The organism is Gammaproteobacteria bacterium, from assembly GCA_015709615.1.
Classification (GTDB): domain Bacteria; phylum Pseudomonadota; class Gammaproteobacteria; order Burkholderiales; family Nitrosomonadaceae; genus Nitrosomonas.
The window spans coordinates 1,262,989-1,282,088 of record CP054179.1 but is presented as its reverse complement, the minus strand read 5'-3'; the positions used below and the strand labels follow the sequence as shown (position 1 = coordinate 1,282,088).

The following is a 19,100-nucleotide window of genomic DNA, read 5'->3' as shown; positions in this document are numbered from 1 at the left end:
TTACCGATAAGCCATGAGGTGGGTGAATGCGGCTAAAAGACATATTCAACGAATTGGTTGTAGCTGCCTACAAATTGAAGGGTGGCTACACCGGTGTGCTGGTCAGAGGGCAGCGAATTTTAATTTCTGTCGATCACTTGCGCACACTCAACCGCGCTCGAACCTATTCAAAAAAAGAACCGGATACCCTTGACTGGCTGGATAGCTTTGAACCGGGTTCGTGCTATTTCGATATCGGCGCTAATATCGGTCAATATTCGTTATATCCGGCCAAGAAATACGGCGATAAGGTGCAAGTGTTTGCTTTTGAGCCGCAAAGTAATAATTACTATGCGCTCAATAAGAATATTTACCTGAATAACCTGGGGAAAAATATTCTGTCTTACTGTGTGGCGGTATCAGGGCGTAGCGAATTTTCTAAATTGTATATTCCTAAGTTTATACCCGGCGGAAACCGCTCGCAGTTTGGGCAAGAAGACCTGGAGAATATGAAAATGCCGGCAACGCATATCCAAGGGATGTTCGGTGTGACGCTGGACGATCTGTGTAGCCAATGGGGATTTCCGGTGCCGAATTACATGAAAATCGATGTCGATGGCATCGAAATTCCCATTTTGCAAGGGGCGTCCGCGGTTTTGGCAAACCCGGCGCTGAAATCCGTGATCATAGAGCTTGGCACGGATTCCGAACAGGAAAAAGCCATTGTCATCATGAAACAGGCCGGCCTCGAAGTGAAACAAAGACCGTCAAAAAATTGGGGCGAAAGCTATTTGATTTTTGGCCGGGTGTGATGCATTAAAATTTCTTAGGCGGAACATGACGAGTGAAACTGCTGCCCCGATAATTGATGTCGTAATCCCTGTCTATAACGCGCCGGAATTGACCAAACGTTGTATTGATTCCGTCGTAGCCTATTTAGGTTCATCGATCAGAACCATCCATATCCAGGACGATGCATCGGGTGTCGAAACCCGCATGCTGCTCGACAGTTTGTCTTATCCGCAGTTGCATATTTTCCATGCGCCGCAGAACCAGGGATATGGCCAATCGGTCAACGAAGCGGTGGCGCGATCGCACGCCGATTGGGTACTGGTGCTGAATTCCGATATCGAAATAGCGGACAATTTCTTACCGTTACTGTGCGGCGCTTTGGCTGCTGATCCCAAGCTGGCGATCATTAGTCCGACGGAAGGCGATATTCCGGAATCGCAAGCCGGCCGTTATGTGCGACAACCCGGCGGGTATATTGCGACTTATCGCTTCAGGGGTTACGCGTTTCTGATCCGTCGCGCTGTTTTTCAAGCGCTGGCAGGTTTTGATGAGCTGTTTGGCCGGGGCTATTATGAAGATACCGATCTGGGGCGCCGGGTGATTCAACAAGGCTGGCGCATGGGGGTGCATCCCGATGCGGCGATTCGTCATGAAACCGGCGCGTCGTTCGGACGTGGAAAATCATACCGGGAATTGGTGCGGCGCAACCGCTCGTTGTATCTTTCGCGTTATCCGCTGGCGCGGCAAAATGTGTTGGTTGTTTCGGGCGATTGCACGTTGTCCGGTTTGCCGGCGCAATTGGCTGAATCGTTGGAACAAGTGATGCGGCAAGGCGGACGCTTACACTGGCTGACACCGGCGCCGCTACCGAAGTTATCGTGCTTGCAGATGCGTAACGGCCCGGCCGGCTTGCGAAAGATCATGCAATTGATGGTGCGCGGCTGGTTACGGAAAGACAAGTGTATTACCGCTGTCTGGATTCTGCCGGGTGTGTCTGCGGGATTGCAGTTTTTATTAAAACTGTTGGCGCGCATGCGTCATGTGGAACTGCGCGAGTGGCCGGAGGATCAGCCGGAATTTGTGCAACCGCTGCCGGATGCGCGGCACAAAATGCCGATCCGGGCGGCGCTCAAACAAGACGCCGACGGCAAGCAAAATACCAAATAACCGCGTTGCCGGAGTCGATGCAAACTTCGCAGCCGTATACAAAAAATATTGATTGATTTTATGCGCACATTCCCATCATGGCAGGAATTATTCATCCGGTTTGCGCTGGTTTTTGTTTGCATTGCGTTCTGGCGCGGCGAGCTGAATATTTATGCTTTTTCGTTGCTGGTCATCGCGTGGCTGATAGACGGCGGTCTGCGCCGCTTGTATCAGGTGCTCAAACTGCCTTTGGTGCAAGCGATTGTGCTGTTGTGCGCACTGTTGCTGATCGGATTGTCATGGGGTGAATTGCCGGATAACGGACGGATGAAATGGCTGAAGTACTTTATTTTGCTGATTCTGATCCCGCTGTATTCGCTGCTGAATAAAGCGCGCATGCCGTGGGTCATCGGCGGATTGGTGGCCGGTTATCTGACGGTTTTGGGGTTAGGTATTTATCAGTGGTTAGCGACAGGGGAGCAGGGCATTGCGCTGCTGAAGATGTCCTATCTAAGTTTTTCCGCGATGCTTGGCGCGGGTGCGATTGTCGCTGTCGGACTTGCGTGCGTGAGCCGCTCGGCAGTGACCGGAGGGGCGTTATGGATAGCCGCGCTGGCGTTAATTTTTATTCAATTTCATCAATCCGGCAGAATTCTTCTGCTGGCGACGCTGATCGCCATTGTGTTGCAAGCCTATTTGCGCTTCAGAATTGACATCCGGAAATTCGCCGGCATTTTTATCGCGCTGTCCCTGGCTGCCGGGATTTTTGCTTATAGCAGTCCTGTTTTTAAAGAGAGACTGCTGCTGGCAAAAAGCGATATCGCATCGTTGCAACAAGGTCACTACAATTCCAGCCTGGGTTATCGCTTGGCCATGTGGGATGTCGGTGTGCATGCGATTGCCGAGCGTCCGCTGACGGGCTATGGCACCGGTGTGCCGGAGCGTTATTTCGAGATGGCGATCCAGACGTATAAAGGCGGTCTTTATAAGGACTTACCGGCATTTCAGAAAACTTCGCATTATCATAACGATTGGATTGAGATCGGTATGCACGTTGGTATTCCTGGCATGCTGGCCTTGCTGTTTCTGTATTGGGGGTGGTATCAGGCATTTAAGCGCAGCGGCTTGAGCATACTCGGTGCGGGCTTGGTAACTTATATTGTCCTGGCCGGAATGACCGATGCATTTCTGATTTTTAGCAGAATGCCGGTGCTGCTGTTGGCGGTTACCGCGTTTGCGATGAGCAGCCACAAACAAAATAATCGAATTTGATTGACTAGCGTTAAAGGGAAGTTCATGAATGATATGCAACCCCGGGGGCGTCGAAAGTCTCGCGGGATTATTCCGGTCGATCCCGCAATCGAGACGTACATGCGCACACTGGTTACGCCGACCGATCATCCGGTTCTCACCGAAATGGAAGCGTTTGCGCAGCAGAAGAACTTTCCCATCGTGAATCGTCTTGCGGGTGTTTTTCTTGCAATGCAGGCGAAAATGATCAATGCCAAACGGATATTCGAGTTTGGCAGCGGCTATGGGTACTCGGCATATTGGTTTGCGAAGGCTGCGGGCGCTGATGGGTGTGTCATTTGCAGTGATGCCGATGCGATCAATCGCGAACGTGCGGAAAAATATCTTACCGCAGCTGGCTTATGGCAACGCATCGAGTTTAATGTCGGTTTGGCGCAAGAGGTTTTTGCGCAAACTGAAGGGTTGTTCGACATTTGTTATAACGATGTCGATAAGGGTGACTATCCGGATATCTGGTTGATGGCCAAGCAGCGGATACGTCCCGGCGGGCTTTATATCGCGGATAATGTGTTGTGGTATGGCCGGGTTGCCTTGGAGGATTTTCAGGGCGTGGAACAGGGCTCGACCAAGGCGATCATGGATCATAACCGGCTGATTTTCAATGATCCGGATTTCGATGCATTTATTAATCCGACGCGTGACGGGTTGATCGTGGCCAGAAGGAAATAGTCTTTGCATGTGCTTGAAGCAACGGGATGGTGACGTAATTGACATGGCGGTTTAATGGATAAATTGGTATAGTTGCGGTACTTTTTGTTCGCAGTACAGCACGTTGTTCCGGTGTGCTGAGTGCCTTACTTTTTTTCAAGGAAAATTATTATGCAAATTCATGTTTACGATACTTATGTCAAAGCAAAAGACGGACATACCATGCATTTTGACGTGTTTACCGCGGTGAAAGATGACCAGAAAGCCGTTGAATATGCAAAACAATGGTTGAGTTCGATTGGTGAAGGCAATGCGGTGGTTACCAGCCGGGAATGCAGTTTTTGCCATAGCCAGAGCGCTCCGGAAAATGTTATTGATGAGATCAACAAGAACGGTTTTTATATTTACAAAATGGAAGGCTGTTAATCATCACTGGCTCATGGTTGGGAATTTGGATTGAAGATACTTTTATCTTGACTCTGAATCAATCGCAAAGAATCGTATCGATAATATTTCTCAGGGTTTTCAAAATGAAGCGGAAATGTACAAAATTGATCATGGCTGGCGTTGTTTTCGCACTGTGTAACGCGGCTCTTGCCGCCGAACCTAAATTGATTGGGCAACATGGCGACTGGACCGCCTATATGTTCATGGAAAATAACAACAAGGTTTGTTACATGGTGAGTCAGCCTAAAAAATCGGAAGGGAATTATTCAAAGCGTGGCGATGTGTTTGCTCTGGTCACGCATCGTCCTGCAGAAAAAAGTAAGAATGTTTTCAGCTATATTGCGGGTTATCCTTATAAGCCGGGCAGTGACGCAACTGTTATCGTGAATAATCAGAATTTCCGGTTGTTTACTCAAGATGATTCAGCGTGGGCTCCCGATCAAGCAACCGATAATAAAATCACCGATGCGATCAAGCGCGGTAGTTCATTAGTGGTAAAGGGCGCCTCGGCACGCGGAACGGAAACGGTGGATACATTCGGCTTGAGTGGTTCAACGTCTGCGTATAAAGCGATTTCAGCCGAGTGCGGTGTGAAATAATCAATTGAGTCGCAAACAGTGTGTTTGTGACAGCTTTGAAAGTGCCAGTCCAATGAGTAACAAGATCGTAATTTATCAGAAACCCACCTGCAGTAAATGCCGAGCGACGTTATCCTTGCTCCAGGAGAGCGGTGCGGAATTTGAGTCTGTGAATTATTATGAAACACCCTTAACGGTCGATGAATTACGGGAATTGATCGGAAAACTCAATCTATCCGCGCGTGATATTTTGAGAAAAGATGAGCCATCAGCCGGTCATTTGGCCACAGCACCCGAGGATGAGATCATTAAAGCGATGATAGACAACCCGGATTTGATGCAGCGTCCTATCGTGGTACGAGGAAATCAGGCAAAGCTATGCCGACCGCCGGAGAATGTTTTAGAGCTGCTTAAATAGGGGGGGGCAGAGCATAAACACGTTTTTCGCAGATTTCTAGCGTCAATTACAAAGCGATGCCCGGTTGATAGTTTTGGTAGAAGATTATTGCTTACCCGGTTACGGCAATGTGACCGGGTAAGATGCGGTTATTACTTGAAAATTTTTATTCCGGCGATGTCGTGTTTTTGTTGCTACTAGCGCGAGCGGGTAATTTCTCACGAATCCGCGCAGACTTGCCTGCACGATCCCTGAGATAATAAAGTTTCGCGCGGCGAACAGCCCCGCGGCGTTTGATTTCGATATCAGCGATTAAAGGAGAGTAGGTTTGGAAGGTTCGTTCCACGCCTTCTCCGCTGGAAATTTTGCGCACTGTGAATGCTGAGTTCAGGCCGCGATTGCGCTTGGCTATCACGACACCCTCATAAGCCTGTACCCGTTTGCGATCGCCTTCAACGACATTAACATTGACAATAACTGTATCCCCGGGGGCAAAATCAGGTATTTGTTTATTCAGGCGTTTAATTTCTTCTGCTTCTAATTGCTCGATTAAGTTCATAATATTTTTCCCTCTTTCTCCCTGGATTTACAGGATTGTTTAAATTCTTCCAACAGTTTTTCTTCTTCTGCTGTCATGCCCTGCGCAAATTTTGACGCAAATAAATCGGGGCGTTTTAACCATGTTCTACCCACTGCTTGCTGTAAGCGCCAGCGGTGGATGTGCGCATGATTGCCTGACATTAATATTTCCGGTACACGATTACCCTGATACACCTCAGGGCGGGTGTAATGAGGATAATCCAATAATCCCGCTACAAATGAATCTTGATTTGCAGATTCCGGATCGCCCAATGCGCCCGGAATCTGCCTTATGATGCAATCAATCAAAACCATTGCGGCTAACTCGCCGCCGGAAACAACATAATCGCCAATGGAAATCTCCATGTCGACTTGACGGTCGATTAAACGTTCGTCTATGCCTTCGTACCGTCCGCAAAGCATTATCAGTCCCGGCAGCGTACTAAGCTGCGTGACCATCTTATGGTCAAGCCGCTTGCCTTGCGGAGTTAAGTAAACCACCGCGGGTTTCTCAATCCCGGCAGTATTTTGCCTTGCCTTGGCCTGTATGATGGCATCTTCTAATGGCTGCGCCATCATGACCATCCCGGGACCCCCTCCGTAGGGATTGTCATCCACAGTGCGATAATTGTCGCTGGTAAAGTCGCGTGGATTCCACGTGTTAAGACAAAAAATATTACTTCTATTCGCCCTTCCTGTTATGCCGTATTGTGTCAGGGCTCTAAACATTTCCGGAAATAGCGTGATAACATCGCATTCAAAAGGCATTGATTTTTACCTTCTTAATAGTCTACGCCCCAATCAACTGTAATCCGTGAAAGCTTCAAATCCACTGTGACGATGTACTGTTCAACAAACGGAATGAGAATTTCTTCTTTATCCTTATTTGCATTCTGTATGCGCAAAACATCGTTTGCACCGGTTTCAAACAAACCGACAACTTTACCTAATTCTTCGCCTTTTAGATTTAAAACCTCAACGCCGATCAAATCCGACCAGTAATAGCCATCTTTTCCATTTTCGGATAGATCGGGAAGCTGATCACGCGGGATTGCAATTTGCATTCCTTGTAACTTTAGTACTTGCGTGCGGTCGCTATATTCCTTTAACTTTACATTTAGTATGTTGCCGTTCATGCGACCGGCAACCACATGCACCATCTGCCAATCTTTATTATCTTTGGCTAACCACCATAATGGATATTCCATCAATCCATCAATATATTCTGTATACGGATTAACTTTTATCCAGCCATAAACACCAAATGGGCCGATAATATGACCCATTATCACCATTGGTGTGTCTTGTGTATTGACTTTAGCTATTTGCAGATGCTGCTTTATTGGTAGAAAACTGTTTGATCAGCCGGGTTGCTGTGGACGATAGCTGAGCGCCTTTGGATTGCCAGTAGGCAACCCGGTCTAATTGAACGCGCAGCGCTTCTTCACCTTCAGCGGCACGTGGATTATAAAAACCGACGCGCTCAATAAACCGGCCATCGCGGGCATAGCGCGAATTCGCTACAACCATATTAAAAAACGGGCGCTTTTTTGCTCCCCCTCTTGCTAATCGGATAATAACCATATTTTCCCTGTAAATCTGTCAGTCTTGAATTTAAATAACATTTAATTTTACAGTAATTCTTGTGATTCTGACAAGTGATAAAATAGCCGTGCATTTGCCGCGGTATTCTTTATAAATAAGCTTGAATTTAATTGGCTGAACATCCTTGCTTCTAAGGTTTCAGATGGAGAAAAAATTGCTTTCAAAGCATTCCAAGGATTTGATTGTTGAAGAGTCGAATCAATGTGTTTCATGCGGTTTATGTTTGCCGCATTGCCCAACGTATCGAGTGCTGAAATCGGAAGCTGATTCTCCGCGTGGGCGTATCGCTTTGATGAATGGCGTCGCGAATGAGCGAATTCCATTGAATGCGCGATTTGTTCAGCATATGGATCGTTGTCTGACATGCAGGGCATGTGAAGCGGTTTGTCCCAATCAGGTTTCTTACGGACGGCTGATTGATGAAGCTCGCGCTTTAATTGCAAATCAGCCGGAATCAGTAGTAACTATCCGGAAATCAACTGTGCGAAGTTTGCTGGACAGGCTGCTACTTATGCAGCCTACTCGTCTGGATCGGTTGCGCTGGTTGTTTTACTTTCTACAAAAGCGAAAATCGCTGCGATGGCTACGAAAATCAAATTTTGTGGAAAAAAACAGATTGCTCAAATTTATTGTGCAGTTGCCATTGGTAAAGTTTCCCTATGCAACAGCTGCGGAAGGGAAAAATGCTGCGGGCAATTTTTGGCAGCCGGTTTATCCCGCGAGCGGCGAAGTGCGCGGTGAAGTTGCTTTGTTTTTGGGATGTGTGGCGCGCGTAACCGATGTGGCAACTTTGAATGCCAGTATTTATGTATTGAATCGGCTGGGTTACACGGTTCATGTTCCACTAGACCAAGTGTGCTGCGGTGCTATCCACCAGCATAGCGGCGATCCTGAGCAGGCGAATGAGCTGGCGCGGCGGAATCAATCGGCATTTGTTAAGTTCAGCACGATTATCAGCACCGCATCGGGGTGTGGTGTGCAATTACTTGAATCCTGTGTTGCTAGTGATCAGTCGCATATTGTAGATATCAGTCATTTTTTGATGAAGGCTGAAGGATGGGAAGGCATTGAAATTGCGCCATTGCCGCAAAAAGTTTTGGTGCATGAGCCGTGTAGTTTGCGGAATGTGTTGCGTGATCATGCATATCCTTACCAATTGATTGCCCGGATACCCGGTGCGGAAGCCGTGCCTTTGGCGGGTAATGATCAATGTTGCGGTGCTGCGGGGACTTATTTCATCGATCAACCCGAAATCGCGGATATATTGTTGAAGGACAAGATAGTCGCGGTGCAGGAAGGCGAGGCTCAGTGCCTGCTGACCTCCAATATCGGTTGTGCCATGCACATGGCCAATGGATTGTACGAGCAAGGAATGAACATCGAAGTGCTGCATCCGGTCGCATTGCTGGCCAGACAAATGGGGATGAAATGATAGCCGGGTAAATTTTAGTGTACCTAAATGCGTGCATATCGTCCTATAATGGTGCGTCAATTCTTATTCACGGATGAAGTAAAAGACAATGATTACGATCGATAAGCTTATCATTGGGTTTGACAGTGCCTTGCGCACGCTACTGACACCGGCGCAGACAGTGCGGCCTGTACCTGGCAATGAATTGCCGGAAGCCGAGATGACGGATGCGGAAAAACGTTTGTCTTGTGCGTTGATGCGGGTAAATCATGTCGGCGAAGTATGCGCGCAAGCATTGTATCAGGGGCAAGGACTAACGGCGCGCAACGAAACAGTGCAGCAAACGCTGATGCAGGCCGCGCGCGAGGAAACGGAACATTTGGCTTGGACGGAGCGCCGTATCGCTGAGCTGGGCGGGCATAAAAGCTTGCTGAATCCGCTCTGGTACGGCGGATCTTTTGCCATCGGGGTCGTGGCGGGCATGCTGGGAGATAAGTGGAATCTGGGCTTTCTGGCCGAGACGGAGCACCAGGTCGGTGCGCATCTGGCCGGGCACTTGGAACGCTTACCCAATCACGACGAAAAAAGCCGTGCCATCGTGACGCAAATGAAAGTCGATGAAGCCAGTCATGCGACCATGGCATTGTCATACGGCGGCGCAGAGCTGCCGTTGCCGGTGAAGTTAACCATGAAACTTGGATCGAAAGTAATGACTCATACCGCATACTGGGTTTAAGCTCGGCATTATTTCGAGAGTTGCCGGATACGAGAGAAATGAGAATAATCAGGTCATTGATCAAAAAGCATTCACAATGAAAAGTATCAATCTGACACATCATTTTCTGATTGCAATGCCGACAATGGCAGATTCTGTCTTTTCCAAGACACTGACGTACATATGTGAACATAACGAGCAAGGCGCGCTCGGACTCGTCATCAACCGGCCTACCGATCTGACAATAGTAAATCTTTTCAAGCAATTGGGTATTCCACCGACTGATTCTCTCGTGGAGTCAATGCCTGTGCTGTTTGGCGGGCCGGTGCAGCTGGATTGCGGATTCGTGCTGCATCAACCGATCGGCAAGTGGCAATCCACGCTGACCGTGAACGGGGAGGTGGGGCTGACCACTTCATTGGATATTTTAAAAGCCATTGCCAACGCCGAAGGACCGAATCAAGTTTTGATCGCGATGGGGTATGCGGGTTGGGCTGCGGGGCAAATTGAGCACGAATTGGCGCAGAATGCATGGCTGACGGTGCCGGCTTCAACCGCTGTGATATTCGATATGCCCACGGAAGAAAGACTCCCGGCTGCCATGCAGCTGCTGGGGATTCACGATGCCAATCTTTCCAATGAAGTAGGGCATGCCTAATCATTCATCAGTATCGGAAAACCACTCATTAGAACAGCTTCAAACGGGGGCTGTTTTAGCTTTTGATTTTGGAAAAAAACGCATCGGCGTGGCTGTGGGTAATACGGCTGTGAAGGTGGCGCACCCACTGGCAACGGTGGATAGCGAAGTGACGGAGCGGCGTTTCGTGCTGATCGGACAGTTGATCGAAACCTGGCAACCGGTTTTGCTGATTGTGGGGTTGCCGTTGCACAGCGACGGAACGGCGCATGAATTGACGCAATTAAGCCAACGTTTCGCGCGGCGGCTATCCGGCCGTTTTAATATCAAAGTGATCATGAAAGATGAACGCTATACCAGTGAAATAGCCAGCGTAACGTTACGCGAAGCCGGCATCGCCGGAAGAAAACAAAAAGCGGTATTGGATCAGATCGCTGCACAACAAATTCTGCAATCATTTTTTGACGAGCCGCATGCCACTACCTGACGCTGAAGCCGTATTCGAAAGTCTTGCTAAGAAAATCCAAGTCGATGTGAGCAGGGATTTTGCGCTAATCGGTATTCACACCGGTGGGGTGTGGCTGGCCGAACGCCTGCATCAACAACTGGGGATCAAGCAACCGCTCGGTACCCTGGATGTCGCTTTTTATCGCGACGATTTCGATAAGATCGGCTTGCACCCGCAAGTTAAGCCGTCGGAAATACCGTTTGCCGTGGAAGGCGCGCATATTTTGCTGGTGGACGATGTGCTGCAGACGGGACGTACCATTCGTGCGGCGATCAACGAGTTGTTCGATTACGGCCGGCCCGCTTCGATCAGTTTGGCCGCTTTGGTCGACCGGGGGGGCAGGGAATTGCCGATAGCGACGCAGTACACCGGCATAGTGCTGGAACTACCGGCGGATAAAATGCTTGAATTAAGACGTGGGAAGAACGGCAAGTTAAGCTTTCATTTGTACGATAAGAGTCTGCCGGAATGATCATCAATCGAAACCCGCAACTGGATGAGCATGGCGCGTTGCAGCATTTGCTGACTACCGAAGGATTACCCGCTTCCGTGTTATTGCATATCCTGGATACCGCCGAATCGTTTGTCGGGGTCACGGAACGTGATGTGAAGAAAATCCCCCTGTTGCGCGGCAAATCGATATTCAATCTTTTTTTTGAACCTAGCACACGTACGCGCACGACTTTTGAAATCGCTGCCAAGCGCCTATCTGCGGATGTGTTCAATCTGAATATTGCCGTTTCCGCGCAATCCAAGGGCGAAACGCTGCTGGATACGGTCAACAACCTTTCCGCGATGAACGCGGATATGTTTGTCGTGCGGCATTCGCAGAGCGGGGCGGCGCACTTGATTGCGAAGCATGTGCAGCCGGAGATTCATGTCATCAATGCCGGCGACGGTAGCCACGCACACCCGACGCAAGCGTTATTGGATATGTTTACGATCCGGCGCTACAAACGCGATTTTCGTAATTTACGCGTGGCCATTATCGGTGACATTTTGCACTCCCGTGTGGCGCGCTCGCAGATTCATGCACTGACCACGCTTGGCGTGCCGGAAGTGCGCGTGATCGCGCCCAAGACTTTGTTACCCAAAATGGTGGAGCGTTTGGGAGTGCATGTTTATCACGATATGGCGAAAGGGTTAAAGGATATCGACGTGCTGATGATGTTGCGCTTGCAGAATGAGCGTATGAAAGGCGCGAATCTGCCCAGTCCGGAAGAGTACTTTAAATATTACGGACTCACGCCGGAGAAACTGGCGCTGGCCCGTCGCGATGCCATTGTGATGCATCCTGGGCCGATGAATCGCGGTGTCGAGATTGATTCGGAAGTCGCGGACGGGAAACAGTCGGTCATTTTGCCGCAGGTCACCTTCGGCATCGCGGTGCGCATGGCGGTGATGTCGATTCTGGCGGGCAATCAGGTTTAGAGGTGGTTGCATGAGAATTCATATCAAAAACGGGCGCTTGATCGATCCTAAGAACGGGATCGATGCCGTGCAGGATATTTTTGTCGCCAAAGGTAAAATCGTGGCCATTGGTTCGGCACCAAGCGAATTTCAAGCCAGCCGGGTGATCGACGCGCAATCATTGGTGGTGTGTCCGGGATTGGTGGATTTGTCCGTGCGCTTGCGTGAACCAGGGCTGGAATATATGGCCACTCTGGAGTCGGAAATGGCTGCGGCAGTTGCCGGTGGCGTCACGAGTATCGCCTGTCCGCCGGATACCGATCCGCCTTTGGATGAGCCAGGATTGGTGGAGATGTTGAAACATCGCGCCAAAAATCTCAATCAGGCGCATGTGTATCCGATCGGCGCATTGACGCAGGGATTGAAGGGTGAGCGCCTGACCGAGATGGCCGAACTGAACGACGCCGGATGCGTGGTGTTCGGGCAATCGGATGGTTTGTTGCCGAACTTGCGCGTGCTGATGCAGGCCATGCGCTATGCATCGACGTTCGGTTTCAGCGTTTGGTTGCGCCCGCAGGAAATTACATTGACGGGCGATGGCGTGGCGCACGACGGCGAAGTGGCGACCCGGCTGGGCTTGCTGACAGTCCCGGTGTGCGCTGAAACAATCGCCATCGCCAATATTGTGTTGTTGACTAAGGAAATCGGTGTCAGCGTGCATCTGTGCCGGATTTCCAGCGCCGAGGGCTTGGCGATGATTCGCGCCGCGAAGCAGCAAGGCTTACCGATTACCTGCGATGTGACGATCAATCATTTGCACTTGTCGGATATGGACATCGGTTTTTTTGATTCCAATTGCCATCTGATGCCGCCGTTGCGCAGCTCCAGCGATCGTGACGCGCTGCGCTACGGCGTTCTGGATGGCACGATCGATGCGATTTGCTCGGACCATGCGCCGGTGGACGAAGATGCCAAATTGTTGCCGTTCGCTCAATCCGAGGTCGGCGCGACGGGAGTGGAATTGTTGCTGCCGCTTACATTGAAGTGGGCCGCCGAAATGCGCTTGCCGTTGCTGAAAGCGCTGGCGAAGATTAGCACGGAATCGGCGCAGATACTGGGAATTGACGCGGGCCATCTATCCGTCGGCAGTGCCGCGGATATCTGCATTTTTGACCCTGATTATTACTGGAAAGTGACTTCGGCAGCTATTCAGAGTCAAGGAAAAAACACGCCTTTCATGGGTATGGAATTGCCGGGTGGTGTTAAATATACGTTGGTGAATGGCCATATTGTTTACGAGCGTTGAGTCTTCAGCAAAATTTCCCCATCATTTTTGTTTTTAACCGATCCATTTGGAGCAACATGTCAAACCCATTACTAGATTTTTCCGGCTTGCCCCGTTTTGCAGAAATCAAGAACGAACATATTACACCGGCGATTGAAGCGTTGCTGAAGGAAAACCGCGCGGTGATTGACAAGATCCGAACGGATGACGGCGCGCCAACCTGGCAGACGTTTGTGCAGCCGATGACGGATGTCAATGAAAAGCTGTCGCGCGCCTGGGGACAGGTGTCGCATCTGAATGCGGTGATGAATACACCGCAGCTGCGCGAAACCTATAACGCCAATCTGCCGTTGATTACGCAGTTTTATGCCGAGTTGTCGCAGGATGTGAAGCTGTTTGAGAAATTTAAGCAGTTACGCGCGAGCGCGGAATTCGACCGGTTGATGCCGGCGAGAAAGAAAATCATCGAAAATGAATTGCGCGATTTCCGTTTGGGCGGCGCGGAATTGCCGGCCGACAAGAAGCAGCGATTCCTGCAGATTCAGGAAGAATTATCGAAATTATCTTCCACATTCAGCGATAACTTGCTCGATGCTACCAATGCATATTCCCTGTTGATCGAAGATGCAAAAGACGTGACCGGGATTCCGGACGATGTGCTGCAAACAGCACAGCAATTGGCCGCTGCGGATGGCAAAACGGGCTGGAAATTTACCCTGCATATGCCATCGTATCTTCCCGTGCTGCAATACGCCGATAACCGTGCTTTGCGCGAACAAATGTACCGCGCCTATGCAACGCGCGCCAGCGAGTTCGATAGTCAAGCGGATTCGAGCAAAGATAATATGCCGCTGATTAATAAAATACTGGGGTTGCGCCGGGAAGCGGCGCAAATGCTAGGTTTTGGGAATTATGCCGAAGTTTCCCTGGCATCGAAAATGGCAACTTCTCCGCAGCAAGTGCTCGAGTTTCTGAGAAAATTGGCGGGAAAAGCAAGACCGTACGCAGTGCAGGATTTGCAAGCACTACAGCAATTTGCTGCCGAGCAATTGAATCTGCCGGAATTGGAAGCTTGGGATTTGGCGTATGTCAGCGAGAAGCTGCGGCAAGAACGCTATGCTTTTTCAGATCAGGAGGTTAAACAATACTTCCCGGAAGATAAAGTATTGGCCGGTATGTTTAAGGTGGTGGAAAAACTGTACGGCATCCGCATTTCGCTTGCAGCCCCTGAGCGCAAGATTCAGTGCTGGCATCCCGATGTGAAGTTTTTTGATATTCATGACGCTAACGGTCAGTTGATCGGCCAGTTTTATTTGGATCTGTACGCGCGGTCTGCCAAGCGGGGCGGTGCCTGGATGGACGATGCGATCACGCGCCGGCGGATCGATCATCAACCAACGGGAAAACACACCATACAATTGCCAGTGGCTTATCTGACGTGTAATTTTTCCGCGCCGGTCATCGTTGGTGATCAGCCGCGCCCGGCTTTGTTTACACATAATGAAGTGATCGTGCTGTTTCATGAATTCGGTCATGGCTTGCATCATTTGCTGACCAAGGTGGAAGACTTGGGGGTGTCCGGAATCAACGGTGTGGAATGGGATGCGGTGGAATTGCCGAGCCAGTTCATGGAAAATTTCTGCTGGGAATGGGATGTGCTGGCGGGAATGACGCAGCATATCGATAATGGCGAGCCGTTACCCCAAGCGCTATACGATAAGATGATAAAAGCCAAGAATTTCCAGAGCGGGTTGCAAATGTTGCGTCAGATTGAGTTTGCGCTGTTCGACATGCATGTCCACTTCGATTTTAATCCGGATGGCGGCAAGACGGTTTTACAGCTGCTGGACGAAATCCGCAGCGAAGTCGCGGTGGTCATTCCGCCGGACTTTAACCGTTTTCCCAACAGTTTCGCGCATATTTTCGCCGGCGGTTATGCCGCTGGCTATTACAGCTACAAGTGGGCGGAAGTGCTTTCGGCGGATGCCTACAGTATGTTTGAAGAAACCGCTGCGGATGGGGTGGTGAATGCAGCCACCGGTTCGCATTTTCTGGAAGAGATTCTGGCGGTGGGGGGCAGCCGTTCGGCGCTTGAGTCGTTTATTGCGTTTCGCGGACGCGAGCCGGAATTGGATGCGTTATTGCGCCATAGCGGAATGGAAACCGCTTAACCGGAGAATTGCATCATTTTGTCCATCCTATTGCTGCATGGATACTTTATTTAGTTCTGGCATAATCTGCCGTATATTGCGCGGGGTATCTGATTAATTGGGAGCTTTCTAATTATTCCGTGCAGTATGGATGCATGAATGCCTGAACAAAACGGCATACTTTGTGCGAGGGTGTATTGAACCAATCGTATAAATATGGCAAGATCGACCGAATTTTTACTAAAAGAAATAAGAACATGATTAATATTATCCGTTCCATAGCCGTCGCTACTCTGGTTTCTAGTTTATTTTTAACGGGTTGTGCTTCAACGAAGCCATTAAGTGCGAATGGGAACAACCAGAATGGCGTGAATGATCCGCTGGAATCCATGAACCGTGCGGTTTTCAATTTTAATGAAGTGTTCTATCGCAATATCATGGATCCGGTTGCCAGGGGATATCAGAGAATTACACCCGATCCGATTGAAATGATACTCGGCAACATGTTCTCCAATGTGAACGAAGTGGTGGTAATAACTAACTCTGTCTTGCAATTGAATTATGAGAGCGCATTGGCCAGTAGTGCGCGATTATTGGTTAATACCACCTTTGGTATGTTCGGTATGATCGATATTGCCAGCGACATCAGTGCCGTGAGCGACGTCAATCTCAATAAGCGCAATGAAGATTTTGGTCAGACACTGGGCCGCTATGGTATTGCCAGCGGACCTTATATCGTGCTGCCGTTCCTGGGACCAAGCTCAGTTCGTGATACGGTCGGTCTCGCTGTCGACAGCTTCATATTTGATCCTATCACGCAAGGGGTTACAGGTATTTTCGTGAACAACGTTGCTTATATCAATTCAACGGCGGTGCGTTTACCCATTGGGGCGACAAGAACTATTCATTTGCGTGCGCGGCATCTCGAAAATGATAAAACCCTTGAAGAGGCTGCTTTAGATAAGTATGAATTCGTTCGTGACGCTTACTTGCAAAGGCGCACCAGCTTGGTCAATAACAAGAATGAAGTCAAATAAAATAGCGCATGTAGTCATTTTTTTTCAATCTTTGGACGTGGAATTACATCCTTGAATTGACATTACAGATTGTAATAAAGGCACATTGATTTGGAGTCATGCTTCAGTAATCAGTGTGCCTTGTTTTTTGTCAATGAAGGAAAGAAATAAAAGAATTTCAATGTGGATAGCGCAGCTTGTCTTATTGGCGGTAAATGGGTCGGTGATCAAGAATATGAGTGAAGTAGAATTTTGGTCGAGGGAGATCTGAGTTAATGGGAAATCCAGTGGTTATCGTAGGTAGCGGGTTAGCCGGTTATGCGGTCGCGCGTGAGTTGCGCAAGCTGAATGCCGAGGTTGCTATCGTCATGTTATCGGCTGATCATGGCGGTTTCTATTCCAAGCCCATGTTATCGAATGCATTATCATCCGGAAAAACTCCCGGCTCTATTTTGAACGGCGATGCGGCGCAAATGGCGGCGCAACTGAAAATTTCCATCCGCCCGCATTGCCGCGTGATTGCAATTGATCCGGCAGGGTGTGCGGTAGCTTTGGCTGATGGCGAAAAGATTGGCTATGACCGGCTGGTTTTGGCAGTAGGCGCTGATCAAATCCATTTGCCGCTATCCGGCGATGGTGTGGCAAAGATACTCACGATTAACGACCTCGACGATTATAAAAAATTTCGTGATACGCTGACCGGGAAGAAGCGGATCAGTATCATCGGTGCGGGCTTGATCGGCTGCGAATTCGCCAACGATCTGGCAACTGCCGGTTATCATGTGGACGTGATCGATATCGGTGCGCAGCCACTGGGACGCTTGTTGCCTCCCGCAGGCGGAGCTTTTATACGGCAAAGGCTGGAGGCGGCTGGTGTGGTTTTTCATTTGAGCGCGACCACACAATCGGTTGATTCGGCGCATGAAAAATTGCGTCTAACGTTTGCCAGCGGCGAATCAATTGAATCCGATATCATACTGTCCGCAGTCGGATTGCGTGCGCGCACACAATTGGCAGCATCAGCCGGTATCCCGGTTAATCGCGGTATTGTCGTCAATCGTTTATTGCAGACGCAGTTTAACGATATTTACGCCGTAGGCGATTGCGCCGAGGTAGAAGGAAAAGTGCTGCCTTTTGTCATGCCGATCACGCATGCAGCCCGGGCTTTAGCGGCGACACTCGCGGGTAATCCGACTCAGGTTCGTTATCCGGCGATGCCGGTAATTGTAAAAACACCCGCATGTCCCGCGGTTGTTTCGCCGCCGGATTTCAATATAAAAGGCGAATGGCATGTGGAAGCCGATCAAAATGGCGTGAAGGCGCTATATCGAGACGAAGCGGGCCATTTGCTTGGTTACGCCTTATTGGGTGCTGCAACACAGGAGAAAAATAACCTGACGCCGCAGTTACCACCGGTATTGGAATGAGAACATTTCCTGTATTTAATGATCTATCTATTAGCTTGTTTGTTATTGAAATAAATTCAGAATATTCGTGGCGATGAAATTTCTATTCGATCTATTCCCGGTGATTTTATTTTTCCTGGCGTTCAAGCTGTACGATATTTTTATCGCGACCGCGGTTGCGATAGCCGCGGCTATCGCGCAGATAGGCTGGCTGTGGTTCCGTCGGCGGCAAGTCGATAAAATGATGTGGGTGAATTTGGCGATCATCGTCATTTTTGGCGGTGCGACCTTAATTTCTCAGGATGAAACGTTTATCAAATGGAAACCGACGGTGTTGTATTGGTTGATTGCAGCCGTTTTAGTGGCATCCCATGTCATTTTTAAAAAAAACCTCATTCAAGCGATGCTTGAGAAACAAATGGTTTTACCGTTACCAATCTGGAGCAGGCTCAATTGGAGCTGGGCGAGTTTTTTCTTAATCATGGGGTGCGTCAATCTGTATGTCGCATTCAGCTTTCCGCTCGATACCTGGGTTTCATTCAAGCTTTTCGGCGCTACCGGACTGATGCTGGTTTTTGTCATCGGGCAAGTGATGCTGCTGGGGAAATATTTGCAGGAAACATCGGCAGTTGTGACGGAGAATGTTGCCGACAGCGAGCAAATTGACCAGAAAAAGGAAGGCGAAAATAAAATGAGTAAGGAGTAAGGATGTTGTACGTCATAAACGGTGAAGACATACCCGATAGCCTGGAAAAAAGAATGACGGTTCGCCCGGAGCATCTAAAAAGAATTCGAGCGCTACAGGATGCTGGGCGATTGATTCTGGCCGGGCCGTATCCGGCGATCGATAGCCAGGATCCTGGTCCGGCAGGATTCTCCGGTAGTTTGATTGTGGCCGAGTTTGAATCTTTGGAAGCAGCCCAGGCTTGGGCAAATGCTGATCCTTACGTGGATGCGGGTGTTTACCGGAAAGTGACGGTTAAACCTTTCAAAAAGGTATTACCGGCGTGAAGCTTCCGGGTTATTCTCGGAACAATCACAAGTTGTTCAATAGAAATAATGGTATATAGAGTTCACGTC

23 protein-coding genes are annotated in these 19,100 nt (G+C 49.3%); 19 read left to right on the top strand and 4 right to left on the bottom strand.

Annotation, left to right across the window (positions count from 1 at the left end):
* Nucleotides 1–26: 26 nt before the first annotated feature.
* The 7 genes from HRU77_06125 (at nt 27) to HRU77_06095 (ending at nt 5,319) form a co-directional block, all read left to right on the top strand.
* On the top strand, nt 27–791 hold the full coding sequence (locus HRU77_06125) for an FkbM family methyltransferase (protein QOJ20306.1): 765 nt from the start codon (nt 27–29) through the stop codon (nt 789–791).
* A 25-nt stretch (nt 792–816) separates the two neighbouring features.
* The gene (locus tag HRU77_06120) at nt 817–1,938 is read left to right on the top strand and encodes a glycosyltransferase family 2 protein (protein QOJ20305.1); all 1,122 of its coding nucleotides are present in this window, start codon (nt 817–819) and stop codon (nt 1,936–1,938) included.
* 60 nt (nt 1,939–1,998) lie between these two features.
* Complete coding sequence (locus HRU77_06115) at nt 1,999–3,189, top strand: O-antigen ligase family protein (protein ID QOJ20304.1); 1,191 nt, start codon at nt 1,999–2,001, stop codon at nt 3,187–3,189.
* 24 nt (nt 3,190–3,213) lie between these two features.
* Nucleotides 3,214–3,897, top strand: a complete 684-nt coding sequence (locus tag HRU77_06110; protein QOJ20303.1) for an O-methyltransferase — start codon at nt 3,214–3,216, stop codon at nt 3,895–3,897.
* A 150-nt stretch (nt 3,898–4,047) separates the two neighbouring features.
* Nucleotides 4,048–4,302 carry a DUF2024 family protein gene (locus tag HRU77_06105; protein QOJ20302.1) on the top strand — a complete coding sequence of 85 codons (255 nt, stop codon included), beginning with the start codon at nt 4,048–4,050 and terminating at the stop codon, nt 4,300–4,302.
* Nucleotides 4,303–4,406: 104 nt separating this feature from the next.
* Nucleotides 4,407–4,922 (top strand): hypothetical protein, encoded by a 516-nt coding sequence (locus tag HRU77_06100; protein QOJ22078.1) that lies wholly within the window; start codon nt 4,407–4,409, stop codon nt 4,920–4,922.
* Nucleotides 4,923–4,974: 52 nt separating this feature from the next.
* A complete protein-coding gene (locus tag HRU77_06095) occupies nt 4,975–5,319 on the top strand; it encodes an arsenate reductase family protein (protein ID QOJ20301.1) in 345 nt (114 codons plus the stop codon).
* Between the two features lie 145 nt (nt 5,320–5,464).
* On the opposite strand, the gene rplS is transcribed toward HRU77_06095, so the two are convergent.
* From rplS to rpsP, 4 genes are read right to left on the bottom strand one after another with little or no spacing between them, the layout of a single operon-like run.
* Nucleotides 5,465–5,857: a 50S ribosomal protein L19 gene (rplS, locus tag HRU77_06090; protein ID QOJ20300.1), complete on the bottom strand. Its 393-nt coding sequence runs from the start codon at nt 5,855–5,857 to the stop codon at nt 5,465–5,467.
* On the bottom strand, nt 5,854–6,645 hold the full coding sequence (trmD, locus tag HRU77_06085) for a tRNA (guanosine(37)-N1)-methyltransferase TrmD (protein ID QOJ20299.1): 792 nt from the start codon (nt 6,643–6,645) through the stop codon (nt 5,854–5,856). The genes rplS and trmD overlap by 4 nt, the downstream gene beginning before the upstream one ends.
* A gap of 14 nt (nt 6,646–6,659) precedes the next feature.
* The gene (rimM, locus tag HRU77_06080) at nt 6,660–7,172 is read right to left on the bottom strand and encodes a ribosome maturation factor RimM (GenBank protein ID QOJ20298.1); all 513 of its coding nucleotides are present in this window, start codon (nt 7,170–7,172) and stop codon (nt 6,660–6,662) included.
* Between the two features lie 22 nt (nt 7,173–7,194).
* Nucleotides 7,195–7,461 (bottom strand): 30S ribosomal protein S16, encoded by a 267-nt coding sequence (gene rpsP, locus HRU77_06075; protein QOJ20297.1) that lies wholly within the window; start codon nt 7,459–7,461, stop codon nt 7,195–7,197.
* Nucleotides 7,462–7,624: 163 nt separating this feature from the next.
* On the opposite strand from rpsP, the gene HRU77_06070 reads away from it, so the two are divergent.
* The 12 genes from HRU77_06070 to HRU77_06015 all read left to right on the top strand — a co-directional run bounded on the left by HRU77_06070 (nt 7,625) and on the right by HRU77_06015 (nt 19,031).
* Nucleotides 7,625–8,914, top strand: coding sequence for a (Fe-S)-binding protein (locus HRU77_06070; GenBank protein QOJ20296.1), 1,290 nt, complete (start codon nt 7,625–7,627; stop codon nt 8,912–8,914).
* A gap of 88 nt (nt 8,915–9,002) precedes the next feature.
* Nucleotides 9,003–9,629 carry a 2-polyprenyl-3-methyl-6-methoxy-1,4-benzoquinone monooxygenase gene (gene coq7, locus HRU77_06065; protein ID QOJ20295.1) on the top strand — a complete coding sequence of 209 codons (627 nt, stop codon included), beginning with the start codon at nt 9,003–9,005 and terminating at the stop codon, nt 9,627–9,629.
* 76 nt (nt 9,630–9,705) lie between these two features.
* Nucleotides 9,706–10,266, top strand: coding sequence for a YqgE/AlgH family protein (locus HRU77_06060; GenBank protein QOJ20294.1), 561 nt, complete (start codon nt 9,706–9,708; stop codon nt 10,264–10,266).
* The gene (gene ruvX, locus HRU77_06055; GenBank protein ID QOJ20293.1) at nt 10,259–10,732 is read left to right on the top strand and encodes a Holliday junction resolvase RuvX; all 474 of its coding nucleotides are present in this window, start codon (nt 10,259–10,261) and stop codon (nt 10,730–10,732) included. The genes HRU77_06060 and ruvX overlap by 8 nt, the downstream gene beginning before the upstream one ends.
* Nucleotides 10,719–11,225 carry a bifunctional pyr operon transcriptional regulator/uracil phosphoribosyltransferase PyrR gene (gene pyrR, locus HRU77_06050; GenBank protein ID QOJ20292.1) on the top strand — a complete coding sequence of 169 codons (507 nt, stop codon included), beginning with the start codon at nt 10,719–10,721 and terminating at the stop codon, nt 11,223–11,225. Before ruvX ends, pyrR begins: the two co-directional genes overlap by 14 nt.
* A complete protein-coding gene (locus tag HRU77_06045) occupies nt 11,222–12,184 on the top strand; it encodes an aspartate carbamoyltransferase catalytic subunit (protein ID QOJ20291.1) in 963 nt (320 codons plus the stop codon). Before pyrR ends, HRU77_06045 begins: the two co-directional genes overlap by 4 nt.
* A gap of 10 nt (nt 12,185–12,194) precedes the next feature.
* Entirely contained in the window at nt 12,195–13,469 is a 1,275-nt protein-coding gene (locus tag HRU77_06040; protein ID QOJ20290.1) for a dihydroorotase, read from the top strand.
* Nucleotides 13,470–13,525: 56 nt separating this feature from the next.
* Nucleotides 13,526–15,619 carry a M3 family metallopeptidase gene (locus HRU77_06035; protein ID QOJ20289.1) on the top strand — a complete coding sequence of 698 codons (2,094 nt, stop codon included), beginning with the start codon at nt 13,526–13,528 and terminating at the stop codon, nt 15,617–15,619.
* A 236-nt stretch (nt 15,620–15,855) separates the two neighbouring features.
* Nucleotides 15,856–16,635: a VacJ family lipoprotein gene (locus tag HRU77_06030; GenBank protein ID QOJ20288.1), complete on the top strand. Its 780-nt coding sequence runs from the start codon at nt 15,856–15,858 to the stop codon at nt 16,633–16,635.
* 254 nt (nt 16,636–16,889) lie between these two features.
* The gene (locus tag HRU77_06025; protein ID QOJ20287.1) at nt 16,890–18,041 is read left to right on the top strand and encodes an FAD-dependent oxidoreductase; all 1,152 of its coding nucleotides are present in this window, start codon (nt 16,890–16,892) and stop codon (nt 18,039–18,041) included.
* A 73-nt stretch (nt 18,042–18,114) separates the two neighbouring features.
* Nucleotides 18,115–18,726: a septation protein A gene (locus HRU77_06020; GenBank protein QOJ20286.1), complete on the top strand. Its 612-nt coding sequence runs from the start codon at nt 18,115–18,117 to the stop codon at nt 18,724–18,726.
* Between the two features lie 2 nt (nt 18,727–18,728).
* Complete coding sequence (locus HRU77_06015; protein ID QOJ20285.1) at nt 18,729–19,031, top strand: YciI family protein; 303 nt, start codon at nt 18,729–18,731, stop codon at nt 19,029–19,031.
* Nucleotides 19,032–19,100: the final 69 nt, after the last annotated feature.

What these genes read in the sequence shown, in the direction of transcription:
- HRU77_06025 (QOJ20287.1), top strand. Translation starts at nt 16,890, where the DNA reads ATGGGAAATCCAGTGGTTATCGTAGGTAGCGGGTTAGCCGGTTATGCG.
- HRU77_06030 (QOJ20288.1), top strand. Translation starts at nt 15,856, where the DNA reads ATGATTAATATTATCCGTTCCATAGCCGTCGCTACTCTGGTTTCTAGT.
- HRU77_06020 (QOJ20286.1), top strand. Translation starts at nt 18,115, where the DNA reads ATGAAATTTCTATTCGATCTATTCCCGGTGATTTTATTTTTCCTGGCG.
- HRU77_06115 (QOJ20304.1), top strand. Translation starts at nt 1,999, where the DNA reads ATGCGCACATTCCCATCATGGCAGGAATTATTCATCCGGTTTGCGCTG.
- HRU77_06040 (QOJ20290.1), top strand. Translation starts at nt 12,195, where the DNA reads ATGAGAATTCATATCAAAAACGGGCGCTTGATCGATCCTAAGAACGGG.
- trmD (QOJ20299.1), bottom strand. Translation starts at nt 6,645, where the DNA reads ATGCCTTTTGAATGCGATGTTATCACGCTATTTCCGGAAATGTTTAGA.
- rplS (QOJ20300.1), bottom strand. Translation starts at nt 5,857, where the DNA reads ATGAACTTAATCGAGCAATTAGAAGCAGAAGAAATTAAACGCCTGAAT.
- ruvX (QOJ20293.1), top strand. Translation starts at nt 10,259, where the DNA reads ATGCCTAATCATTCATCAGTATCGGAAAACCACTCATTAGAACAGCTT.
- HRU77_06110 (QOJ20303.1), top strand. Translation starts at nt 3,214, where the DNA reads ATGAATGATATGCAACCCCGGGGGCGTCGAAAGTCTCGCGGGATTATT.
- coq7 (QOJ20295.1), top strand. Translation starts at nt 9,003, where the DNA reads ATGATTACGATCGATAAGCTTATCATTGGGTTTGACAGTGCCTTGCGC.
- HRU77_06035 (QOJ20289.1), top strand. Translation starts at nt 13,526, where the DNA reads ATGTCAAACCCATTACTAGATTTTTCCGGCTTGCCCCGTTTTGCAGAA.
- HRU77_06070 (QOJ20296.1), top strand. Translation starts at nt 7,625, where the DNA reads ATGGAGAAAAAATTGCTTTCAAAGCATTCCAAGGATTTGATTGTTGAA.
- HRU77_06015 (QOJ20285.1), top strand. Translation starts at nt 18,729, where the DNA reads ATGTTGTACGTCATAAACGGTGAAGACATACCCGATAGCCTGGAAAAA.
- HRU77_06105 (QOJ20302.1), top strand. Translation starts at nt 4,048, where the DNA reads ATGCAAATTCATGTTTACGATACTTATGTCAAAGCAAAAGACGGACAT.
- HRU77_06125 (QOJ20306.1), top strand. Translation starts at nt 27, where the DNA reads ATGCGGCTAAAAGACATATTCAACGAATTGGTTGTAGCTGCCTACAAA.
- rpsP (QOJ20297.1), bottom strand. Translation starts at nt 7,461, where the DNA reads ATGGTTATTATCCGATTAGCAAGAGGGGGAGCAAAAAAGCGCCCGTTT.
- pyrR (QOJ20292.1), top strand. Translation starts at nt 10,719, where the DNA reads ATGCCACTACCTGACGCTGAAGCCGTATTCGAAAGTCTTGCTAAGAAA.
- HRU77_06060 (QOJ20294.1), top strand. Translation starts at nt 9,706, where the DNA reads ATGAAAAGTATCAATCTGACACATCATTTTCTGATTGCAATGCCGACA.
- HRU77_06120 (QOJ20305.1), top strand. Translation starts at nt 817, where the DNA reads ATGACGAGTGAAACTGCTGCCCCGATAATTGATGTCGTAATCCCTGTC.
- rimM (QOJ20298.1), bottom strand. Translation starts at nt 7,172, where the DNA reads ATGGTGATAATGGGTCATATTATCGGCCCATTTGGTGTTTATGGCTGG.
- HRU77_06100 (QOJ22078.1), top strand. Translation starts at nt 4,407, where the DNA reads ATGAAGCGGAAATGTACAAAATTGATCATGGCTGGCGTTGTTTTCGCA.
- HRU77_06095 (QOJ20301.1), top strand. Translation starts at nt 4,975, where the DNA reads ATGAGTAACAAGATCGTAATTTATCAGAAACCCACCTGCAGTAAATGC.
- HRU77_06045 (QOJ20291.1), top strand. Translation starts at nt 11,222, where the DNA reads ATGATCATCAATCGAAACCCGCAACTGGATGAGCATGGCGCGTTGCAG.